The organism is Candidatus Neomarinimicrobiota bacterium (assembly GCA_034716895.1).
GTDB lineage: Bacteria > Fidelibacterota > UBA8477 > UBA8477 > JABMPR01 > JABMPR01.
On record JAYEKW010000135.1, the window covers coordinates 11,522 to 35,200 of the forward strand.

A 23,679-nucleotide genomic window follows, 5' to 3' on the forward strand; every position below is an offset into this window, starting at 1 on the left:
TTACATCTCTTTTTCAGCGCGCAATTCTCTGCCCTGAGTAAAAAGGCCGGATTCTGCCAGACCTTCTGTCAGATATACGATACCAGCCTCATTATGCGGATCAGAAAATTTTGCGTGAACAGATTTAAGACCACCCAGCCAACCGCGCTTGTCACAGAGATAAACAAGGTCACCTGTTTCAGCTTTCATTAAAGCCATGTCCTCAGTTGAAAAACGCATGGTGGGAACATCACTTTCCATCAGTTTCCAATGGACCAATACCTTTTCTCCCAGCTGATCATTTGGATCGCCGCCTTTAAAGTATTTTCTGGCGATATCAATAGAACCAGCTGTTAATCCAACCGTACTTATTTCCTCGTCGTAGTGCACGAAATAGGTGACAGACAAGGGTACCAGAATAATAACACCGATTGCAGCCGCTACCTGAAGACCAATGTCTAAGCCACCAAATATTACCACAGCAAATAATAAAACTGATAAACCAACCGAACTGTTCATGATAATTTTAGCATTTGGGTTATTGCGAACTTTGGAAATTAGACTTACCTGCCAATGAGTTGTCAGGGTTGCCAATACAGCCACACCAGAACAGACCACCGTATTATACAGAGCTCGTATATATGAGTATGGGTGAGAAGCATTCATTTCAACACCATGGTCAAAGGGGGCGATTAACAGACCGGGATACCTGGCACCCAGGATCATCAGTGCAACGCCACCTACAAAGGTTGTAATGACTGCCGATGGTGTAAATCTCTTCCAGAATACACCCAGGAATATTCCCACTACAAGAGGAGGGGTTAACGTCGAGTGAAAATAGCCGTGAGCCTCATAGACTGTGGGGAAGTTTTTAAATGCTAATACGGCTAGGACTCCGAGAATTGTTACACCAATGGAAGCATAGCGAGCAGCACCTAATTCTCTACGATCTGTTTCAGCATCAGATCCTCTTGCTTTCTTAAGAAACAAGCGGATGGGGCGATACACATCATTGATGTAGATTGCCGCAGTGGCGTTGATCAAGGTGTCAACAGTACTCATCAATGCAGCAGTTAATGCAGCCATGATAAACCCAAACATTCCAGGGCTGGCGATGATGTTTGCCACAACGACAAAAATTTGATCAGGAGAAACAGAAGGGCTGATAATGTCAGGGCTGGTAATTGAAATTGCTTTACCTATCCAGCCGGCATTTCCAACCACAATGGCCGAGATCGGGAGCACAAAGAGAATGTTAATTCCAGCTGCTTTGCGACCTTCGTTGACATTTTTACAGGCCATGAAGCGCATAATTAGTCCCTGGTTCATGAATAAGAATCCAATGGAACCAGCAATAGCATCCTGCCAGAATATGCCTACAAAATTAAAATCAGGGGGACTGTTGAAATCTGCCATGGGAAGCTTCCATTCAGTCGGTAGCAGATTCCAGAATATGTCAAACCCTCCCAGGTAGGTGATTCCGAAGAAAAAGAGTAACAAACCTGCAAACAGCAGGATAAAGCCTTGAATCAGATCCGTAAAGATAACGGCAGTTTGACCGCCAAAAGTTATGTAGATACCAGTAATTATGGCGATAACAATGATAGCACCCATAAGTGTAACAGGAATGGTCATTCCAAGCAGCGTGAATGCAGCAGGTAACATGGGAATAACGGCTTTACCAAGGGTGAGAAAGCCTATTCCTATGTATCCAATCATATATAATAACAAAAGAAGGGTAGCTAAAAATCGGGCTGAAGGACTAAACCTTTTTTCAAAATATTCAGGGATCGAGCGAATCTTGGAGTAAACAATGATAGGAAGCCAGCCGAACATAAAAAAGGCAATGAAAAACCAATCATTCAGGTAGGTCATGGTAGATGATATCCCATGTTCAAAACCCTTGGCTGAGTATTTTACAAAACTGTGGCTGCCTACTCCGGTGGCAACGATTGACATAGTGATCAGCCACCATGAAAAGCGACGTCCACCAAAGAAAAAGTCGGAAGTATTTTTTGTATATCGGCCGAAATAACTGCCAAACAACATGATAACTAAAAAATATACCACCATGACGATCCAGTCAGTAGTGGTACCAATACTATGAAAGGTCTGCATCAGGCCCTCACTTTCTCTTTAAGCCGAAGCGTAACAATGACAAATACGGCTACCAATATCAGAAGAACTATGAGTACAGTGTAGGGAGAGATGGACCCCAGGGCTGCCCAGGTCAGCAAAGCATGCATGGTGAGATACCAAACAAATCCAAAGATCAGGATCCACATCCATTTTCTGTGCGAATGGCGTTTTAGGTCGAATGATCCCGCTTTCAAAGTTATGAATATTCCTGATAAAAATAGGATTCCTCCAAGTCCATAGAGGTAAATGAAAGGTAGCCAGGAATGTGAAAATAAGTCCATGTTAACTCCTTATGTATTTGGTAAAACAAAGTAATTTTATGACCTGATTATCAAACAGAATTCGGTACACCCACGCGTTAAATATGGAGTTATTTCTCCTTTGTCTTGAACCAGACCCTCCTATAATAGCGCGATGAATAATTTACCAAAGAAGGTTGCTTTCCATACTTTGGGCTGTAAGCTGAACTATGCCGAGACCTCTACCATAGCGCGGCAATTTGAAGCGGCTGGGTACCAGCATGTAGATTTCAAATCACCGGCAGATCTCTATGTGATCAATACATGTTCCGTGACTGAGAATGCTGATCGTGAATTCAGAAAGATCGTTAATCGGGCGAAACGACTGGCGCCAGAGTCTAAGATCGCCGTCATCGGTTGTTATGCCCAACTCAAACCGGAAGTGATTGTAGCAGAATCAGATGTCGATCTGGTTTTAGGGACCCACGAAAAATTCAATTTACTACATCATATTGAATATGGCGACATGCGTTTTGATCCCCTGGTTATTCAGGATACCAAAATTAATGAGATTCATGGTTGCACCCCGTCATTTTCGATTGGAGACCGGACGCGTTCATTTCTGAAGATTCAGGATGGTTGTGATTATCCTTGCACATATTGTACGATCCCATTGGCGCGGGGTAAAAGCCGTAGTCTTGATCCACAGACCGTGATTAACCAGGCGCAGGAGATTGCCTCACAAGGTGTTAAAGAGATCGTTCTCACTGGTGTTAATGTAGGCGATTATCGCTATGGAGAAGGTCTGGTTCTGTTGGATCTTCTAAAACGACTTGATGACGTGGAAGGGATCGAGCGTATTCGAATATCATCCATTGAGCCCAATCTGCTGACAAATGAAATAATTCGGTATGTCAGTCAAGCCAATAGCATTTTACCTCATTTTCACATTCCGCTTCAGTCTGGTTCGGATAAAGTATTGAGTTTGATGAAACGTCGTTACGGGGTTACCGTATTTAGAGATCGGGTCAATACTGTGCGAGCACACATGCCTGAAGCCGGAATCGGAGTAGATGTGATCGTCGGTTTTCCTGGAGAAGACGGCAACAATTTCGATGAGACCTACGCATTGCTTGATTCACTTTCAATCAGCTATCTGCATGTATTCACGTATTCCGAGCGTCCTGACACGCCTGCGATCGCCTTCCCCGGTAGAGTCGAAGTGCCGGAACGAAAATGGCGGAACCGAGTGTTGACAGAATTATCGAAGACCAAGAACCAGGCTTTCGCGTTAAAACAGATCAATACATCGCAGGATGTCCTGATCGAAACATTCAAAAATGGCCTGCTTACAGGAATGACCGAGAATTATTTAAAAATTCACATCCCTGGTGATACTCATAAATTAGTAAATCGAATTATTAAGGTGGAAATTACTGCTCTGAATGACAAGCGCTTGATGGGTTCGATCATAGTATAAAAACCATATATACTTCATTCTGCGTGCTCCAGATGCTGTCTAGATATCGTTATTATTCGTCTTTACGAAGACCGCGGGGGTGTGTCAATCTCCAACTCTTTCCCTAATAGTATGACTGCAAATTTGTAGGAAAATAAAAAGAGGCTGTCTCAAATTTTGAGACAGCCTCTTTTTATTTTTTAATTGCTAACTATTAGGATGCTACAGGCTTCACAGCAGGTTTTACCTGTGACATGATAACTGCCGCTATCAGGCACAACACACCACAGATACTGAAAGCCAATGGGAAATTACCCATATCACCCAGGTAACCACCCATGATGGGACCAAGTATTCCACCAAAGCCATAGGCCAGGAAGACCCAACCATAATTTTGCCCAATAAATTTGGCACCGAAAGTATCAGCTGTAATGGTGGGGAAGAGAGAGAAGTTTCCACCAAAATTAAAACCAATGAGAGTTGCTCCTAGATACAACAAGGCAGGTACACCGGCCATCCACTGGAATAAGATCACAAATATTCCTTGTGTAGCCATCATGATTACAATAGACCGCTTACGACCCAGCTTGTCACTGATTGCGCCCCAGGCGATCCGACCCAGTCCATTAGCCAGCGAAAAGAAAACTGCCATGGCTGTTCCAGCTATGGCACTGGCAGAGATCTGATCAATACCATTAGCTGTGAGCGCTACCATAGGAAAGAGTTTCATGAGTCCAATACTCATTAATCCAGCACTGGCACCAAAAGCAAAAATAATAAAAATGAAATAGTACTGAGGTGTCCTTAGCATTTCGGCACTATTGAAGTCATTCATGCCCGTGTCAGTAGAACCATCTACCGCTACTGGGGGGGTATAACCCTGAGGCAACCAACCATCTGCCGGGAACTTCATCCAGATCGCACCCAGGATGATCATGAACATAAATATTGCTCCTAGAGCAGTGAAGGTCGTGCTCAAACCATAAAGGGCGATGAGTGTGCCCCAGGAACCAGCTAATTTGACCCATAATGTGGCGCCAAACCCAAAGCCAGCCACTGCTAACCCTGTAATCAAACCTTTCTTATCTGGAAACCAACGCATGCCAACTGCAATAGGTACTACATAGGCCAGTCCAATACCTGCACCACCGATCACACCAATGAAGATCAATAAAGCTATAAAACTGGTTCCACCGAATAGACCTGCTAACAAATAACCAGAACCGAGTACAAATCCACCAGCCATGGCTACTTTCTGGGGTCCCAGTTTTGGCATGATTCTACCGGCAATCACCATGACAACAGCGAAAAAGAAGAGTCCAGTGGCAAACACGCCCTGGGTCATAGCTTTGGTCCAACCCGCTTCAACTAGTGAGGGGGTGAAAACTGACCAGGCATAAATTGCACCCAGAGCAAGCTGAATCAGGATAGCACCTACAACTACAAACCAACGATTTTTAATTTCCATTTTTCCTCCGAAATTTACTTTATGAACATTCTGATGTGATTGAGTAAAAAAAATATTTGAACATATCAACTTTATTTGCATGAATGATGCCAAGGTAGCATCATTTTTGCATAATTGTGTTGTTGCAAAACAAGAATATTAGCAAAGGGTTCATTAAAACATGTATTGACCCTGTAACGTTTAAATGATTCTTCAAAAGAAGGGGAACACCATGAGTATCGTAAAAAGACGTCGTTATCAAATGGGGAGTATGGATGAGCCACTGGAAGTCATTGTCAGGGGTACTGATATTCTGAACGAACCGCTCTTGAACAAAGGAACCGCCTTCTCGCTGGAAGAACGCAATGATCTGGAACTTCGGGGACTTGTTCCACCCAAGGTAGTGGAATTAGACGAACAGGTTGAAAGAGTGATGGAGAATTATCGCAGGAAAACCGATCCAATGGAGAAATTTATCTTCTTGACCAGCCTTCATGACCGGAACGAGACATTATACTATAAAGTGCTCACAGATAATCTCATGGAAATGACCCCCATCGTTTATACACCAGTTGTGGGAGCCGCCTGTCAGCAGTTTGGACATATCTATCGGAAAAATCGCGGGATGTATCTCAGTCTCCACGACAAGGGGCATATACGGGAGATATTTAACAACTGGAAGCAGGATGAAGTTGATATTATTGTGATCTCAGATGGCAGTCGGATCTTGGGTCTGGGTGATCTGGGTGCTAACGGGATGGGCATCCCCATAGGTAAACTAGCTTTATATGTTGCTGGCGGCGGAATATATCCTTGTAAGACGCTGCCAATTCTACTGGACACCGGTACCAATAATCAGGAATTGCTGGACGACCCCCTTTACCTCGGGCTTAACCAGAAACGGGCTGATGATGATGAATATTACAAGCTGGTTGATGAGTTCGTGAACGCTGTACAGGATCGCTGGCCAAAAGCATTGATCCAGTGGGAAGATTTCACCAATAACCATGCCTTCCCAATCCTGAAAAAATATCGTGAAAAAGTGTTGTGTTTTAACGATGATATCCAGGGTACCGGTGCAGTAGCGTTATCCGGTCTTTTGGGTGGGATGCGGATGAAGAAGGAAAAACTGTCTGAGCAACGAATCATTTTCTATGGAGCTGGATCTGCTGCAGTTGGTATTGCAGATACCATTGTAGCTGGCATCATGGAAGAAAGTGGCATGAGTGCCGAAGAGGCCAGGAAACTATTCTGGCTGTTGGATAGTCAGGGACTGGTTGTGAAGAATGGTCCGCGTGAGCTGCAAACTCATAAGAAACCCTATGCCAGAGAAGAAGCTCATATTGACAATTTGATGGATGTGATCAAATCAATTGAACCAACTATTCTGGTGGGTGTCAGTGGCCAGGGACAAACTTTTACCGAAGCGATTATAAAAGAGATGCATAAGCATGTTAAGCAGCCCATTATCTTCGCCCTTTCGAATCCAACTTCAAAATCAGAGTGTACTGCGGAACAGGCTTATCGATGGACAAAAGGAAAAGTGATCTTTGCCAGTGGTAGTCCTTTTGATCCGGTACGGTATAAGGGAAAAATCTATATCCCTGGACAGGGGAACAATATGTTTATCTTCCCAGGTGTTGGATTGGGAGCAGCCCTCTGTCAAGCCAGTGAAGTAACAGATGCCATGTTCTATACTGCAGCTAAAACCCTGGCCGACATGGTCACTGATGAAGAGCTTGAACTGGGAACGGTCTATCCGGACCTGAGAAAGATCCGTAAGATCTCTGCGACAATTGCCGCAGCAGTTTGCCAGATTGCCTTCGATGAGGGTCTGGCAGGAATTGAAAAACCAGAGGATATTCGCAAGTTTGTCAAAGAGAATATGTTCCAACCGGTGTATCCACGCTATGTAGCTGCCACTGAATCCTGACAAATAATGATATAAGCTCAAAGCTCCCGACACCCGCCTGGGTGTTCGGGAGATTTATATTTAATGTTGCCTATTAAGCTGGCCTGAGATAGCCGTATGCATCAGGAGTCATCACCTCGCAGCAGTGTAAGTTCTTTTGCCACGAAGACACAAAGGCTCAAAGAGCCATTCAGGGATTTTATAGAACATAGTGCCTTAGTGACTTTGTGGCTATATATGTAAAATATACTTACGGATAACATGGGCCGGTTTAATAACATCAATTGTACCAATTACATCTCCAAAGTGCGCTATAAATTCAAGGGATATTTATATTTATCAAGCTTCAAGTTTTTAGCCTGCCTGCGCGAAGACCGACTTCGGCATAGGCAGGCATAGCTGCTTGTCAGGTCGTAGCATGTAGTGTGGAGACTGATAGATATGGTAGGAACTTTAAGTGCAGAGAAATGGAAAAAGCTGAAGAAGGTAACGCGCAGTTTGAAATAAAATTGGTATTAAAAAACATTCTAAAGGTCGAATCAAACGCTGATAATGATTAAAATCCTGCTATATTCATTCAAAATGAACAAACACTTATTTCATACGATTCTGACGATGGTATTGCTTTTTGCCTGCAATGGGAAGCAAAACGCATCACTTGAAAAGGGCGGTCCTAAACTTGAATGGGCTCCTATTGATTCCATCAATCTTGTTTTGCCAACGGGACTTCAGGTGTATCATGCCATCAATGTTGATCCAAATCTGAGAGCCTGGTATGTGAGGGTTGATGAATCACTGCCGGAGATTGAAACTCGCGTAGTCGCATCAACGGACCATGATGGCATAGAGACGGTTTCAGACTTCGCCCAGAGGCTTCAGGTGCCGGTCGTGATCAACGGCGGTTACTTCAGAATGGATCTGAATCCTGCAAAACATGTGGGCATTCTCAAAGTTGATGGTGAATTGATCCACTCAGCCACACCTTCAGTACTACGCGGCGAACAAAGGTTTTACCTGCACAGGGCTGCCATCGGTTTTCATGCAGATGATCAAATCGATATTGAAAGAGTATCCAGTCATGGTGATTCGGTCTATAGCTGGGAAATGCCCATTGAGAATTTACCGGGTGTGCCTGGTGCCAGAAGAGATACTGTCCATCGTTGTGCATGGTCATACCGAGATATTCTTGGGGGTGGCCCGCAACTGATCCGTGATGGCAGGATTGATATATCGGTTAATGAAGAAGTATTCTTCGGAACCAGTATCCCGCAGGTTCATCCCAGAACCGCAGCTGGTATTACGAGCTCTGGTGATCTGATATTACTGATAGTGGATGGAAGACAATTGATCAGCCGGGGAGTTGATCTTGAGGAGTTAGCAGAGATCCTGTATGATCTGGGATGCCAGGAAGCCATTAATCTGGATGGGGGAGGTTCATCAGCATTGGTTGTCAATGGCGTCCTGTTGAATCGGCCCTCTGGAACCACCACACAGCGACAAGTAATGTCTGCCATCGCTGTTTTTGCGAAGTAAATGGTATAAATAAAAAAACCACCTCATAGAGATGGTTTTTTGTCGGAATCGGTCTACGCTCTATCGAGCTGCGCCCTGACACGCCGTGAGATAAATCTGTAATATTAAAAACCTCTACGTTTCTGCGAGAAAAAAAACCACCTTACAAAGATGGTTTTTTGTCGGAACGGGGAGATTTGAACTCCCGACCTCTTGACCCCCAGTCAAGCGCGCTAACCGGGCTGCGCCACGTTCCGGTGCTTAATTTTAAAGCGGCCTAATTAAAGCCATGAATGGCTCTGAATCAAGCAAGCTTTGTGGTGGATCAAGAAAAATCAGGAATCAATTAATTCAATAAGCTCTTTTAGTTCAGATCTCAGGTTCTTCAGAAAAGTTCGATATCGAACAGGGTTCATGGAAGCCTTTGAGGTTGGGTCGCTACTGATCACGGGTTGTGGTAGTGGTTCAGGCTCTACAGCACCTGGAGCAGGAACAACAGGGGCTACAGTCGCAGCTTCTTCAAGACTGGAGATGTTGAGTGCCTTGCCATGTTCTTGCAGTTCTTTAAGCTTTTGTCGGGCACCTTCAATCGTGTATTTCTTTTTATAAAGCAAAGTCTTGATAAAATTGACCAGCTCAATATCCTTTTCCCGATAAGTGCGATTACCAGCGCGGTTCTTTGCAGGGGAGAGCTGAGGAAATTCAGATTCCCAGTAGCGCAGGACATATTGCTTGAGGTCAGTGGCGTCACTTACTTCGCCAATTGAATAATACAGTTTTTTAATGGCTTCTCTTGGCATGCTGGAAGCGCCCTATCTTAAATTGGTATTTATCACTTGAACCATTACTTTAATTATAACCCCTTATTTATCGTTCACCAAGGCATTAATAGTATTGCTGAAACCTTTTTTAGGGATAATTCAAACTCAAGTAAAACGAAATGTAGTGTTGTTATCCATTGAGGTGGGAATAAATTTTCCGCGTGAATGAACCGAGTCATATTAAGCTGGTATTGCGAAATAAGCGCGCCTATTACGAGTACGAGATTCTGGAGAAGTTTGAAGCCGGTATCTCATTGCGAGGTACCGAGGTCAAATCCATTAGGGCTGGTAAATTGAATATGGGTGATGCCTATGCCAGTATGCGCCAAGGCAGCATTGCGCTTTTTAATCTTCACATTTCTCCCTGGGAAACCGCCAATGCCTTTGATCAGCATGAGCCAACACGCCCAAGACACCTGCTTCTGCATAAAAAGGAGATCAGAAAACTAAGTCACCAGATACAGGCAAAAGGTTACACACTGCTTCCTCTGAAACTCTATTTCAAAAATGGCAAACTGAAGGTAGAATTAGGCCTGGCCAGAGGTAAGAATATTCATGACAAGCGTCAAACTTCCATGAAACGAGACGCTGATCGAGAGATGGATCGTGCCAGAAAATATCGACCTTAAAATATTCGGAGTTTATTTTGAATTTCCCTCCAGTTAAAGAACAGATCGACCTGTTGTCCCGTGGTGTTGAAGAATTCGTATCGCCGGAAGCACTTCAACAAAAGCTTGAAGTCGCTGAAAAGAATGGCAAACCACTTAAAGTAAAACTTGGGGCAGACCCCAGTAGACCTGATCTGCATATCGGACATGCTGTTGTTTTGCGTAAACTTAGACAGTTTCAGGATCTTGGTCACCAGGGCATTCTGATCATTGGTGATTTCACTGCTTCCATTGGTGATCCAACAGGTCGGAATAAGACTCGTCCCAGTATCTCTCTGGAAGATGCCAGAAATTTTGGCAGATCCTATCTTGAGCAGGCTTCTCTGGTATTAAAGCAGGAAAGCCTTGAGGTCGTCCATAATTCAGATTGGTTGAACTCCATGAATTTCTCTGAAGTGATCAAAATGGCCGCTCAGGTTACGGTTGCCCAAATGTTGGAGCGAGATGATTTCTCCCAGCGCTACAAAGGGGGCACTCCAATTTCAGTGCATGAATTCCTGTATCCACTGGCTCAGGCCCAAGACTCGGTCCATCTCCACTCAGATGTTGAATTAGGCGGTACGGATCAACTCTTTAATTTGCTCATGGGACGTGAATTGCAGAAAAAGAGCGGACAATCCCCTCAGATAATCATGACCCTGCCGCTTCTTGAAGGAACTGACGGTGTTGAGAAGATGTCAAAAAGCTATGACAATTATATCGGTTTATCTGATTCGCCTGCAGAAATGTTTGGCAAAGTCCTTTCCATACCAGATAACATGATCATTAAATACTTAACCCTGACTACCAATCTTTCCATGGAAGCAATCGGAGAGATCGAAATAAAGATGCAATCCGATGGAAATCCGCGTGATTTCAAGCGACAACTTGCCAGAGAATTGATCAAGGTCTATTACAGTGAATCTGAAGGAGAGGCCGCTCAGGAAGCGTTTGATAAGCTTTTTATAAAGAAAGATATACCAGACGAAATGCCTGAGCTGACACTTTTCACATCGGATTCAAGTACCTTGCTCTCTGCATTGGATCAGAGTGGGTTATTTGCCAGCAAAGGGGAAATCAGAAGATTGATCAAGCAGAATGCTGTCAGTATTAATGGTGAAAAAATTAACGATGAATACCTGTCTTTTGAACACCAGGGCGAATTTGTGATCAAGGCCGGGAAGCGTAAATTCTTGCGGATCATCTGTTCCTGATCGATCTGTTGATCATACCAGGATACCGCTTTAAATTTCCGAATTATTAAATGATAGAATTAGTTGAGGTCTCAAAACAGTTCGACTCCATTTTAGCTGTGGATGCACTCAGTATTCGGGTTGAAGAGGGACGTATCTGTGGATTCCTGGGTCCCAATGGAGCTGGAAAAACGACCGCTATTCGCATGCTGATGAATATCATTCATCCAGATAAAGGAACCATCCTGTTTGACGGATCAGAGCAAAGACCACCTGCTCACAGAATTGGGTATCTGCCAGAAGAACGCGGACTTTATCAAAAGATATCGGTTTACGAGACCCTGCAATACTTCGCCAGATTGCGCAAGGTCCAGGATGCCCATCAAAAAATAACTTCATATTTAAAGAGATTTGACCTGGAAAAGCGGCTTGGTTCAAAGGTCAATGAGCTTTCCAAAGGCAATCAACAAAAGTTACAATTCATAAATACTATTTTGCATAACCCGCAATACGTCGTACTGGATGAGCCATTCTCAGGATTGGATCCAGTTAATCAAATCTTGCTTAAAGAGATACTTGAGGAACTCAAAGCGGCTGGAAGAACTATTATTTTCAGTTCTCATCAGATGGATCAGGTCGAAAAGGTCTGCGATGATGTGGCCTTGATCGATCAAGGTAAAATGATCCTGGCTGGAAAAATGAATGAAATCAAAATGGCTCATGGAACGCCGCAGCTGCAGATAACACCTCAACAGGACTCAGATCTCGAGCATCCCTTTTTTACAGATCAAGCAACTGAGATCAGAACTGGATCAGCTTACTTTTCATTGACTGACATTGATAAGCAAAAACTTATCGAAAGAGCAAACGCACAATTCGATCTACGCAGCGTTAAGATCACCGAGCCAGGTCTGGAAGAGATATTCATTGATCTGATTCGGGGTGCGAGCAAATGAAATATCTTGATATAGCCTGGTTTGAATATTGCCGGCGCATTCGCTCAAAATGGTTTATTATCAGTACTTTTGGCATGCCTATATTGATTCTGGGGATCAGTCTTGTAACTGGATATATGACTGAGGCTGGTTCCGGAATAGAAAGCAAGCACTTTGGGTTGATCGATGAAACTGCCCGGTATGGCAAAGCACTCACAGAAGCGCTGGACCAACGATATGTCGATCTGGACACACCTCTTTTGGATATTGCGGTCTCCCAGGGTCAGTTCCTGGAAATGCAGGATCAATTTGATATTCTGGTAAATGAGCGCGCGCTGGATGGTTATTTTGTGATCCCGGCTGACTTCGATATTGACCCAAAAATACACCTTTATTCTCGTTCCAGTTCCACTGTTCGCTTAACCGAGGTCATTGAAGCAGAACTAAAGGATATTCTGATTAGTGAAAGAGCCGAATCTCTACATTTGTCTCCAACAGAGTTGGCTATTCTGTTTTTTGATGTGAATGTGGAGCACTATGAACTTGGCTCTACTGATAAACGGGATACTGATGAACTTATTGCCGATTATATTGCTCCCTTCATTTTCATGTTTCTATTGTTTCTAGGCATATTTACCGGTGGACAATTACTGCTGAGAGCCATACTGGAGGAGAGATCCTCAAGGGTGATCGAAGTTTTGCTATCCACCGTTAGTTACAACGACCTCATGGGTGGTAAAATACTAGGGTTGGGACTATTGGGTTTAACGCAATCAGCCATATACCTGACAGTCGGGATACTTGCTGGAAACTATTACGGTCTATCGCTGGTGACCCCCATAATCGGACTGCTCTATTTTGTTTATTTTATTTTGGGATATTTGCTTTATGCCGGTATCTATATAGGTGTAGGTGCATTGTTCGATTCAGAGCAGGAAGCCCAACAGGCAATTCAGATCATTACCTTCATTGCTGTCATTCCCATGGTTCTTTGGACCCTGGTTATCGAAAATCCAAATTCCACCCTGGTCAATGCACTGTGCTATTTGCCTCCTGTGACCCCCTTCTTCATGATGATAAAGATTGCCGTGGGGGAAACCACCATCATACAGACGATCCTTACTATTGCCCTCATGATTATAAGCGTCTATGGCAGTATTCGTTTGGCAGCAAAAATATTTCGCACTGGAATCCTATTGTACGGAAAAAAGATCAGCTTACCAGAGATCATCCGTTGGATACGTGCTTAATGATTTTGATGAATAGTTGGTCTTGACATACATGGCTTCGCATTTATCTTCTTCAGGATTTTTAAAACAAATTGAACGCCAAGGGAGAGAAAATGGCTGATAATGTAAAAGAACTTACTGACGGAAACTTCGACGCGGAAGTAATTAATTCTGATTTACCCGTTCTGGTGGATTTTTGGGCAGTCTGGTGCATGCCCTGTAAAATGGTGGCTCCAGTGGTTGCTGAGATCGCCAAAGACTATAAGGGAAAACTCAAAGTGGGTAAACTTGATGTCGATGGCAATCCTGGCGTCGCGCAAAAATATGGGATTCGCAGCATTCCCAGCTTGTTGATATTTAAGAATGGTGAAGTTGCTCAGATGCTGGTTGGTGCCGTACCAAAACCGCAGATAACCGCCAAGGTGGATGCCGTTATCGGTTGATTTCCCGCTCCATAGATGTTTTAAAAAGGACCGTCCTGAGTGGCGGTCCTCTTTATTTTAGCGGCGGTGATATTAAGCTGGCCTGAGATAGCCGGTTGCATCAGGAGTCATCACCTCGCAGCAGTGTAAGTTCTTTTGCCATGAAGACATCCATCTTCGCTCGAAGAGCTACGCCGGAGAAGCAAAGGCTCAAAGAGCCATTCAGGGAATTTATAGAACATAGTGCCTTAGTGACTTTGTGGCTATACATGTAAAATATACTTACGGATAACACGGGCCGGTTTAATAAAATAAACACGGCACATTATCTCATCACAAAACAGATATTTCTCTCTTATATTGTGCCGCTAACCGGGGTGCCTGCGATCATAAATGAGACCGGGCTGAGAACAAACCCTATGAACCTGATCTGGATCATGCCAGCGTAGGGAGACAAACATGCTTCGTAATTTTATTTTAACCCTTCTATCATTCACAATATTTAGCCAGGGATCATTTGCTGCAGACGCTCACATAAATGGCCGTGTTCTGGATCTGTATACTGGAACTGCAATTCCTGGTGTTGAAGTATTTTCTAAAAGTCAGGGTGTGGTCACAGATGTAAGTGGAGAATTCCGGTTGATTCTGGATCAGAATGATAAAATCACGGTCCGCTGTATGGGCTACGAAACACAGGTTTGGATGGCCGGAAATGCTCCTGACGAGATATTGCTTAAAACCAAGGTCCTTGCAGGACAAAGCATTCGTGTTACGGCAAACCGGGTTATCCCCGGGATCACTCCGGTGGCATACTCAGTATTGGATGCTGATGAGATCAAAGCTCGCTATTCAGTTGAAGATGTGCCCATGATCCTCAGTTCAGAAGCTGGAGTGCATGCTTATAGTGAATCCGGGAATGGTACTGGATATTCCTATGTTTCGATCCGTGGCTTTGATCAAAGTCGCATCTCCGTGATGCTGGATAACGTTCCCCTGAATGACAATGAAAGTCACCAGGTCTATTGGGTTGATCATGGTGATATCTTAAGCAATGCCGAAGATGTTGAGATTCAGCGTGGTGTTGGGAATAGTCTATATGGAGCCAGTGCATTTGGTGGATCGATCAATATCAATACTGCAATCCGGTCGGAGCAGGAAACACTTGATCTGCAAATATTGAAAGGCTCGTATAATACTGAAAAGGTCCGCGTGGAGTATCAGTCCGGAAAACGATTTGGTGATCCGCTTGGCATCACTGCACGATTTTCCGTGCTTAATTCAGATGGGTATCGGATCGACTCACGCTCGGAACAGCGATCACTGATGGTGGCTATGGAGCATCGAGCCCCAGGATTGACGAATCAGATCAGGGCTATTCTGGGGAAAGAATATAGCGTGCTTCAATGGGACGGTGTAAGCATTGACTATCTGCATGATTCAAATCTTCGTCGTCAGAAAATGTCCTGGACCGTTCCATTTACAGATGACTATTTTCAGCAGATATATTCATTGAATACTCATTTTTTGATAAATCAACACTCAAGTCTGCGTAATGTTGCCTATCTGGTGGTGGGGAAGGGCTATTACGAAGTCGAAAAATTCAATCAGGACTATTTTAGCTATAACCTGGATGTGAATGACTTTTACCCAGACAGTACGGAGATGCTTTTAGAAACTTCTTTTCTGCGGCGTAAGTGGATCAATAATTATTATTATGGAATAGCTCCAGTATGGACATTCGAAGCAAAACAGTGGCGCACTGATATAGGCCTGGAGTTGCGACGCTATACAGGGGATCACTTTGGTGAATTACTTGATATAACGGATTCGACCTTGACCTCGTTACTACCAGATCCTTATCAGTATTATGCTTATGAAGGTAATAAATATCTGGTGACCACATTTGGACATGCTCTGGTCCAGATGTCAACACGTGTGAGCGCAACTCTTGATCTACGAGTGCAGTATATTGATTGGAATCTGGATCAACAACAGATCGGACATGCCTCCGGCGTCAATTTGAACGCAAGCTGGCAGTTCCTGGATCCCCGGATCGGTCTGCGCTATGAATTATCGGAAAAACTGAGTGCTTTTGCCGGGATCGGGTCTGCCCATAAAGAACCTGCAGATGCACAGATCATTGAAGCTGATGATGTTTGGAGCATACCTGTCTCAGCACCTGCAGAGGGCGTGATCAATTCAGAACTGGGGCTTAACTGGTTCAGCGGACAGCATCAGTTTTCGCTGAATCTGTACCGAATCGCTTATCAAAATGAACTACTCAGTGATATCTATGATTTTCAGGATGGCAGCTTTGGAGTTAGATCGGCTGAAGTCACTCAACATCAAGGAATTGAGTTTGATCTGAGAACGGTTCTCAACCGGTCACTCAAATTAAATGTAAACGGCAGTTTTGCACAGCATCGGTTCATTGCAGGTGAGTTGCAGGGGAATCGTCTGGCTAATGTTCCAGAGATCCTGGCCAATGGACAGATACGCTATGAGATCAAGGATCAATTCTTTTCAGCTCTGAACATGAAATATGTAGGTAAACAGTATATCGATCAGGAAAATAGTGAAGCGCTGTCCATCCCTGGTTATTTATTAACTGATTTATCCATTCACACTCGTCTGCTCAATGCTGGGCTACAGTTCAGGATCAACAATGTGTTTGATCAAAAATATGCTACCTACGGATATGCTTACTATGGTGGTTACTATTGGCCGGGGGCTACCCGTAACTATTCAATAAGCTTGAGTTATCAATTCCATTGATTGTTCTGATTTTGTTAAACAGCAGGGTAGGTGAGCAACATAATTGATCGAAATAGCCGATATTTTGGTCGCTTAAAGATGAATAAAATCACCTAAAATATTTTTGGTATATATTTGCTTTCTAATGAGTAATATGTAACGCGTTAGAGAGGGAAGTTTATGCGAAAAATAGATTTGGTGGTTGGGGTTCGTCCGGATTTTATACGGGCAGCGGCTTTGAATAGCGCATTCTCCAGCTATGAAGATACAATAGATCTAAGAATCATACACACTGGCCAGCATTACGATCCGGAACTAAGTCAGGATCTATTGGAACAGTTGCATCTGGATCATATCAGCACGATATTGCCGTTTGAAGGTGGTGAGGAAGCCCGCCAGTTAGCGGTTTTGATGATAGCCTATGAAGATCAGATCAAGTTTGATCCACCTGACCTGCTCTTGGTCATCGGTAATTCGAATTCGGCTCTGGCAAGTGCTCTGGTTGCATCAAGACACGGTATTCCGATGGCCCATATTGATGCTGGTATCCGCGACTTCACTCCCGTTCACATTGAAGAACAGAATGATCTGCTTATCGATCGATTGGCTCAAATCCTTTTTACATCCAATGAAGAAAGCGTGATTAATCTGATTCGGGAAGGAATTGATAATAGTCAGATCATTGAGGTTGGGAACATTCGCGCCGATGCGGTCTTTATGAATCTGGGCTATGCCGAGGATAGTAATATTCTTGATCGAAGCGGACTGAGGGAGGGTGCCTACATCCTGATGACCCTGCATCACAACCATACCTTACAGCAAACTGATTTTCTGGTTTCCTTATTTACGATGCTGGAGGAACTATCTGAGAGGCTTTTGATCCATGTGGTGCTTCACCCAAAAGCCATGAACCTGCTTGAGGACATCCCGGGACTAATACTCGAATTCACCGACAACCTTCAACTTGTGTCGTCCCGCAATTATCATGATATGTTAAAGCTGCTAAAATATGCTGCACTGGTTCTCACGGATTCACAAGGACTGCAGGAAGAATCAACGGTACTTGGCATCCCATGTTTAACTATTGGGCACCAAACCAACAGACCCATCACATTGGCCAGGGGTACAAATTCTTTAGTTGGGTTTGATATCGATGAGATCAGAACTAAGATATTAAGCATCATGGAGGGTGAGGTTATGGCAGCCCATCCTGTTAACGGTTGGGATGGAAAAGCTGGTCAAAGAATTGCAAAATTCATTTCAGATTTTAGCTAAATAGCCGATAGTCCAGAGGCTGATGGTAGCTAGTAAATACATGGGGTGTTCACATTAATCTAGCGTCATTTATATAAAGTATTACCGGGGTGATTGAACAGATCAATGAATAAAATTAGAGTCCTTATTGTAGAAGATGAACGTTTGGCAGCAGAAGATCTGTCTTTCAGATTGAAAAAACTGGATTTCAGTGTTATTGGTATTGTCTCAACAGGAAAAGATGCCATCAAACTCGCTGCAGAAGCCAACCCGGATATTATCCTGATGGACATTCAGCTACTGGGAAATATTGATGGGATCGAAGCTGCTCGCTTGATCCATAAGCAAAAACCCATCCCCGTGATATTTGCCAGCGCTTATGGAGATGATGCTCACATCACCAAAGCTCTTAAATTGGCAAATCCATACGGATTCCTGCATAAGCCGGTAGATGACAAAGCAGCACTGACCATGATCAAGATCGCCATGTCCCGGTTTAACAAGGATCAGGTGATCCGCAGGATCAACCTTTTGCTTAAGCTCAAGGATAGACTTTATCGTAAACTCAGTGTTTCACAGACAGCTTCCGAGATCAGTACTCATGTCAGTAATACACTGGCATCCGCCAGCATGCTGGCTCAAACCTGGATGATGATCTGGGAAAAGACACCAGATTTCACGTTCCAAGACAGCAATGGATTACCTGATAAAGCATTCCAGAATTATCTGGATCTGATTGACTATAACGAGCTGGGTGAACTGGACACTATTTTGCCAGATAAGGTTATGGCAGAACTAATCGACGGGCCAGCCTATCTTGTGCCTTTGAGATTAGAATCAAAGACCATTGGTGTAATTGGGTTTTCTCCAATAGCGGATGTTGAATTGGATTCCAAAGAGTTGGCAATTGTAAGCGATATTTCGCAGCTTGTTACTCAAACCCTTCAGAATTCCTATTTGCTGAAAGAAAAGGAGAGTTCCCGTTATCATATTGCTGAATCTGAAGATCGCCTAAAAGCGATTGTTGAAAAATCGACTACTGGAATATTTCTGGTCAATGACCAGTATCAGTTTGAATATATAAATGATCGACTTTGCCATTTGTTGGGTCGTGAGAAATCTGAATTAATTGGTTCCCCATTCATTGACTATTTGGGGTCTTCCCGTGAATTGGTCACGGAACGTTATATTGCCCGACAGGACGGTGAAGATGTACCCAGCGAATATGAAATAGATTTTATCAGACCAGATGGTGAGATCCGTAATGCGATCCTCACTGTGAATACCTTCAAAGATGCACTGGGAAGGGTTAATACAGCAGGGCATTTATTGGATATCACCGATCAGAAGATGGCTAACCTTGAGTTATCAAAATTGAGCAAAGCAGTTGAACAAAGTCCAGTTATGACGGTGATTACTGATCCTGAGGGAACTATCGAATTTGTAAATGCAGAGTTCACAAAAGTAACCGGATATTCCCCCGAAGAGGCTATCGGGCAAAATCCACGCATTCTGAAATCAGGCCTCCATGACAAAGCGTTTTATGAAGACCTCTGGGCTACAATCACATCGGGCAAAACCTGGACTGGGGAAATAACCAATAAAAAGAAAAATGGGGAAATCAATTGGGAAAAGATTTCAATTTCACCAATTCGTGATGCAGAAAAAAGGATCACGCATTATGTGGCAGTAAAAGAGGATATTTCTCAGTTTAAACGTGAGCAGGAAAAAGCACAAAAGAACCAGAAGCTAAGAGATATCCTGTATGGGATCACATCAGCCGCGATCAAGGCAAATGATGTTGCTACAGTATATGAGAACGTATACCAGCAAATAAGTCAGATAATAAGCACCAGCAACTTTTTGGTAGCGATGTTGAACAAAGAGGACAATCGTATCTATTTTCCTTTTGAACGAGACCACTTTGACACCGATATGCCGATTAGCATCATATGTGACCCACAGACATCACTTACAGCGAAGACAATTATCTCAGGAAAAATGTTGCACGTTGAATCTGATGAGATCCGTCAACTTATGCTTGATGGGAAGGTAAGACTGGCTGGTGATGTGCCTAGTGTTTGGCTGGGGATTCCACTCAAGGTTAAAGATGAGATCATCGGTGCTTTTGTTTTACAGGAATATGATGGTATCACTCAATATGACATCGAAGATGTCCATTTGCTTAACCTGGCAGCCGGTCAGGTGGCACTCACTATTGACCGGGCACGTAAGGATGATGCTCTCCGTGAGTTGGCAGTTGAACTAACCAATGCCAATGGCATGAAAGAATTGCTTCTGGATATCATTACCCATGATCTTAGGAATCCGGCAGGCGTTATCAGTGCCATTACTGAGATGCTTGAGGCAGAGGACAACAGTAACGAAATGTACGAGATCCTCAAGAGCAGTAGTGACAGCTTGATGAAGGTCATCGAAAACGCTACCGTTCTGTCAAAATTAAGCATTGGTGAAAGTATCGCGAAAGAAGACTTCGATCTTGTCCCATTCCTCTCAGAGATCGTGTCAGAGTTTAGCTCACAGTTGGCAACAGTTTCCATGAAATTAGAGATGTACTTGCCTGAAACGCTCATGATTTGCGCTAATCCGATTCTATCTGAGATCCCGAAGAACTATATCAGCAATGCCATCAAATACGCATCAGAAGGTCAGAAAATCGATCTCATTCTGGGGGAGGAAGAGGGTCGGGTAGTGCTCCGTGTAAATGATTACGGTACCCTTATTCCTGAAGATAAAAGAGAAGCTGTGTTCCATCGTTCAGTACAATTAGCTAGAGGTGAAAAGAAGGGGCGCGGGCTTGGTCTGGCCATTGTACAGCGAATTGCAACTGCCCACGATGCTGATGTTGGAGTTGAACGATCGCCTACTGGCGGAAATAGCTTTTATCTAAAGCTCTAAATCCACTGATCCCGTTTCATTTTTACGAATATCCAATTAGAAATTACTAATTAGAGATTACTAATTAGATTCGATGCATGTTAAGAACTGAAATAAGAAATTTTTGTATTATTGCCCACATAGACCACGGTAAATCCACTTTGGCCGATCGTTTGTTAGAAGAGACCCACACTATTTCACAAAAACAGATGATGGATCAGGTGCTGGACGATATGGATCTGGAGCGTGAGCGTGGGATCACCATAAAGTCTCATCCGATTCAGGTCAAGTATACTGCCAGAGACGGCATGGATTATATGCTTAATTTGATTGACACTCCAGGTCATGTTGATTTTAGTTATGAAGTATCCCGGAGTCTGGAAGCCTGTGAAGGTGCCTTGCTTCTGGTCGATGCTGCCCAGGGAGTGGAAGCCCAAACCGTGAGTAACGCCATGCTGGCGGTTGAAAGTGGTCTTGAGATCATTCCCATCATCAATAAGATCGATCTTCAGGCAGCCCAGATCGATAATGTTAAAACTCAGATCGTTGATCTCCTGGGATGCGATGAGGATGAGATCATTCAGGCATCAGCCAAAGCAGATATTGGGATCCAGGAGATTCTGGAAGCCGTCATTGAAAGAATTCCCGCACCGACAGGAAATGTTGATGCACCACTGAGAGCTCTGGTATTTGATAGTACATATGATTCTTACCGGGGTGCCATTGCTTATGTCAGGGTAGTGGAAGGACAGCTGAAGCCACGTGAGATGATGCGGTTTATGGCCAGTAAGGATGAATATGAAGTAGCCGAACTGGGATATTTCAAACTTAAGAAAGTTAAAGGAAAGCTCCTGAAAGCTGGTGATGTGGGCTACATCATCGCCAATATCAAAGATATCAGCCAGATCAAGGTTGGCGATACTATTACAACTGCGAAGGATGGTGCCAACGAAGCCCTGTCAGGCTACCGCGAAGTCAAACCGATGGTCTATTCCGGCGTATATCCCATCCTTTCTGACGACTATTCCAACTTGAGAAATGCCCTTGAAAAATTAAACCTGAATGATGCGGCACTTACCTGGGAACCGGAAACATCAGGAGCCCTCGGCTTCGGATTCAGGGTTGGCTATTTGGGTTTACTCCATATGGAGATCGTTCAGGAGCGCCTTGAACGTGAATTTGCAATTGAACTCATCACAACTCAGCCCAACGTTAAATTTCAGGTCAACCGTAAAGACGGCTCCCAGGTTATGGTTGACAAACCAAGTGATCTTCCAGAGCCTGGTGATATTGACAGTATTCATGAGCCTTATGTAGCTGCAGAAGTCCTAACTCCGCCTACCTACATTGGCAACCTGATGAAACTGATCATTGACAAACGAGGTATCTACAAATCAACCCATTACCTGGATGAGTCCAAGGTCCAGATCTACTTTGAGATTCCCCTGTCTGAGATAATATTTGATTTCTATGATATTTTGAAGAGCACCTCACGAGGGTATGCGTCTTTTGACTACGAGACCATCGATTTTCGGAAAGGGGATCTGGTAAAACTGGATATTCTGATTTCATCCGAACGGGTGGATGCGCTATCACAGATCGTTCACAGGGAAAAAGCCTTTGACCATGCCCGCAGACTCTGTGCAAAATTAAAAGAATTGATTCCAAGACAACAATTTGAAGTTCCTATCCAAGGTTCTGTTGGCCAGAAGATTATTGCCCGGGAAACCGTTAAAGCTCTGCGTAAAAATGTCACCGCCAAATGCTACGGGGGCGACATCAGCCGCAAGAGAAAGCTACTGGAAAAGCAGAAGGCCGGTAAAAAACGCATGAAACAGGTCGGACGGGTCGAAGTGCCTCAGGAAGCCTTCCTGGCAGTCCTGAAATTAAATGATTGACGGATCCTGAATTACAAAATCCCACTGGGTGAGCCCGTGAAGGGTTGTTTTGCAATTTCCGGTCAATTCACGCAAAATATTAAGTGTCGCTCATGGCAAAAACGATATCTCCTTTCAATCATTACTTGAATAGTTCCAAAACTATCCATTATGGGTTGATCCTGACGCTACCGCTTCTGGCTATTTATGAGTTTGGCATCCATGTGCTGTTTCATGAAAACTTTTTTGAACTACGCAATAGTGGTGAGATCCTGCTGCGCAGCTTATTTGAATACTTTGGTTTAACAGAACCGACCATCATTTCAGGTATTTTAGTGGGAATCTTTTTGCTGGTGATGGTCCGCGGTTACAGGATAGAAAGAAAACCGGGTCTGCATGCTAACTTCTTCATCTACATGCTGATGGAAAGTATGCTCTGGGGTAGTATGCTTTTCGTGGCCATGCAGGCGTTTACCCAAATACCTCTGCAGTTGATCACCTTTGAAGATAAGTTAGCCACTATGAATTTGGCTATTGGCGCCGGTATCTTTGAGGAATTGATCTTCAGAATGATCGTTATGAGCGCACTTATTGTGATCATGGAACGTGGGCTATCAGTCTCCAGAAAGTGGGCTGTTGGCCTGGCGATTCTTTTCTCTGCTGGTATTTTTGCCGCCTTCCACTTGCTTATGGAGTCTTACTCTCTTCCCATATTCTCACAACGCGTGTTTGGTGGGTTATTGCTGGGAACCTTATACCGCTATCGTGGTTATGGTATCAGTGTCTATGCTCATGTTGTGTATAATTTTATCGTTTTAGCCGGATCATGGTAAGTCCATAAGGTTCTATTCTTACCAGGATGAAACTGAATGCATCGATTCGTTTTTTCAGACTTTATTCAGTTCATGATGATCTCGAACTTTGATTATTAAGCTGGCCTGAGATAGCCGTATGCATCAGGA

Annotated in this window: 17 protein-coding genes, 1 tRNA gene and 1 riboswitch; of the genes, 13 read left to right on the forward strand and 5 right to left on the reverse strand. The window is 43.8% G+C overall.

Annotated elements, in window-relative coordinates; genetic code table 11:
* On the reverse strand, positions 1-2,097 hold the full coding sequence (locus U9Q77_08680) for a sodium:solute symporter family protein (protein ID MEA3287434.1): 2,097 nt from the start codon (positions 2,095-2,097) through the stop codon (positions 1-3).
* On the reverse strand, positions 2,097-2,399 hold the full coding sequence (locus tag U9Q77_08685) for a hypothetical protein (GenBank protein MEA3287435.1): 303 nt from the start codon (positions 2,397-2,399) through the stop codon (positions 2,097-2,099). Before U9Q77_08685 ends, U9Q77_08680 begins: the two co-directional genes overlap by 1 nt.
* A gap of 133 nt (positions 2,400-2,532) precedes the next feature.
* On the opposite strand from U9Q77_08685, the gene mtaB reads away from it, so the two are divergent.
* On the forward strand, positions 2,533-3,837 hold the full coding sequence (gene mtaB, locus U9Q77_08690) for a tRNA (N(6)-L-threonylcarbamoyladenosine(37)-C(2))-methylthiotransferase MtaB (GenBank protein ID MEA3287436.1): 1,305 nt from the start codon (positions 2,533-2,535) through the stop codon (positions 3,835-3,837).
* Positions 3,838-4,030: 193 nt separating this feature from the next.
* Here the strand turns inward: mtaB and U9Q77_08695 are convergent, their stop codons facing one another.
* Entirely contained in the window at positions 4,031-5,284 is a 1,254-nt protein-coding gene (locus U9Q77_08695; GenBank protein MEA3287437.1) for an OFA family MFS transporter, read from the reverse strand.
* A 211-nt stretch (positions 5,285-5,495) separates the two neighbouring features.
* On the opposite strand from U9Q77_08695, the gene U9Q77_08700 reads away from it, so the two are divergent.
* Together U9Q77_08700 and U9Q77_08705 are read left to right on the forward strand one after the other, a co-directional pair.
* Positions 5,496-7,196, forward strand: coding sequence for an NAD-dependent malic enzyme (locus U9Q77_08700; protein ID MEA3287438.1), 1,701 nt, complete (start codon positions 5,496-5,498; stop codon positions 7,194-7,196).
* Between the two features lie 561 nt (positions 7,197-7,757).
* On the forward strand, positions 7,758-8,708 hold the full coding sequence (locus U9Q77_08705) for a phosphodiester glycosidase family protein (GenBank protein ID MEA3287439.1): 951 nt from the start codon (positions 7,758-7,760) through the stop codon (positions 8,706-8,708).
* A gap of 161 nt (positions 8,709-8,869) precedes the next feature.
* On the opposite strand, the gene U9Q77_08710 is transcribed toward U9Q77_08705, so the two are convergent.
* Positions 8,870-8,944, reverse strand: a tRNA-Pro gene (locus tag U9Q77_08710).
* A 78-nt stretch (positions 8,945-9,022) separates the two neighbouring features.
* On the reverse strand, positions 9,023-9,487 hold the full coding sequence (locus U9Q77_08715) for a MerR family transcriptional regulator (protein MEA3287440.1): 465 nt from the start codon (positions 9,485-9,487) through the stop codon (positions 9,023-9,025).
* A 182-nt stretch (positions 9,488-9,669) separates the two neighbouring features.
* On the opposite strand from U9Q77_08715, the gene smpB reads away from it, so the two are divergent.
* The 10 genes from smpB to U9Q77_08765 all read left to right on the forward strand — a co-directional run bounded on the left by smpB (position 9,670) and on the right by U9Q77_08765 (position 23,550).
* Positions 9,670-10,137 (forward strand): SsrA-binding protein SmpB, encoded by a 468-nt coding sequence (smpB, locus tag U9Q77_08720; protein MEA3287441.1) that lies wholly within the window; start codon positions 9,670-9,672, stop codon positions 10,135-10,137.
* Positions 10,138-10,154: 17 nt separating this feature from the next.
* Positions 10,155-11,369: a tyrosine--tRNA ligase gene (gene tyrS, locus U9Q77_08725; protein ID MEA3287442.1), complete on the forward strand. Its 1,215-nt coding sequence runs from the start codon at positions 10,155-10,157 to the stop codon at positions 11,367-11,369.
* A gap of 50 nt (positions 11,370-11,419) precedes the next feature.
* Positions 11,420-12,304 (forward strand): ATP-binding cassette domain-containing protein, encoded by an 885-nt coding sequence (locus U9Q77_08730; protein ID MEA3287443.1) that lies wholly within the window; start codon positions 11,420-11,422, stop codon positions 12,302-12,304.
* Positions 12,301-13,533, forward strand: a complete 1,233-nt coding sequence (locus tag U9Q77_08735) for an ABC transporter permease (GenBank protein ID MEA3287444.1) — start codon at positions 12,301-12,303, stop codon at positions 13,531-13,533. The genes U9Q77_08730 and U9Q77_08735 overlap by 4 nt, the downstream gene beginning before the upstream one ends.
* A 92-nt stretch (positions 13,534-13,625) precedes the next feature.
* On the forward strand, positions 13,626-13,955 hold the full coding sequence (gene trxA / locus U9Q77_08740) for a thioredoxin (protein ID MEA3287445.1): 330 nt from the start codon (positions 13,626-13,628) through the stop codon (positions 13,953-13,955).
* Between the two features lie 342 nt (positions 13,956-14,297).
* Positions 14,298-14,403: riboswitch (TPP riboswitch) on the forward strand.
* The gene (locus U9Q77_08745; GenBank protein ID MEA3287446.1) at positions 14,394-16,709 is read left to right on the forward strand and encodes a TonB-dependent receptor; all 2,316 of its coding nucleotides are present in this window, start codon (positions 14,394-14,396) and stop codon (positions 16,707-16,709) included. It overlaps the preceding riboswitch by 10 nt.
* A 159-nt stretch (positions 16,710-16,868) precedes the next feature.
* Entirely contained in the window at positions 16,869-17,963 is a 1,095-nt protein-coding gene (locus U9Q77_08750; protein ID MEA3287447.1) for a UDP-N-acetylglucosamine 2-epimerase, read from the forward strand.
* Positions 17,964-18,068: 105 nt separating this feature from the next.
* A complete protein-coding gene (locus U9Q77_08755) occupies positions 18,069-20,861 on the forward strand; it encodes a PAS domain S-box protein (GenBank protein MEA3287448.1) in 2,793 nt (930 codons plus the stop codon).
* Positions 20,862-20,938: 77 nt separating this feature from the next.
* Positions 20,939-22,738, forward strand: a complete 1,800-nt coding sequence (lepA, locus tag U9Q77_08760) for a translation elongation factor 4 (protein ID MEA3287449.1) — start codon at positions 20,939-20,941, stop codon at positions 22,736-22,738.
* Positions 22,739-22,830: 92 nt separating this feature from the next.
* Complete coding sequence (locus U9Q77_08765) at positions 22,831-23,550, forward strand: CPBP family intramembrane glutamic endopeptidase (protein ID MEA3287450.1); 720 nt, start codon at positions 22,831-22,833, stop codon at positions 23,548-23,550.
* Positions 23,551-23,679 lie beyond the last annotated feature (129 nt).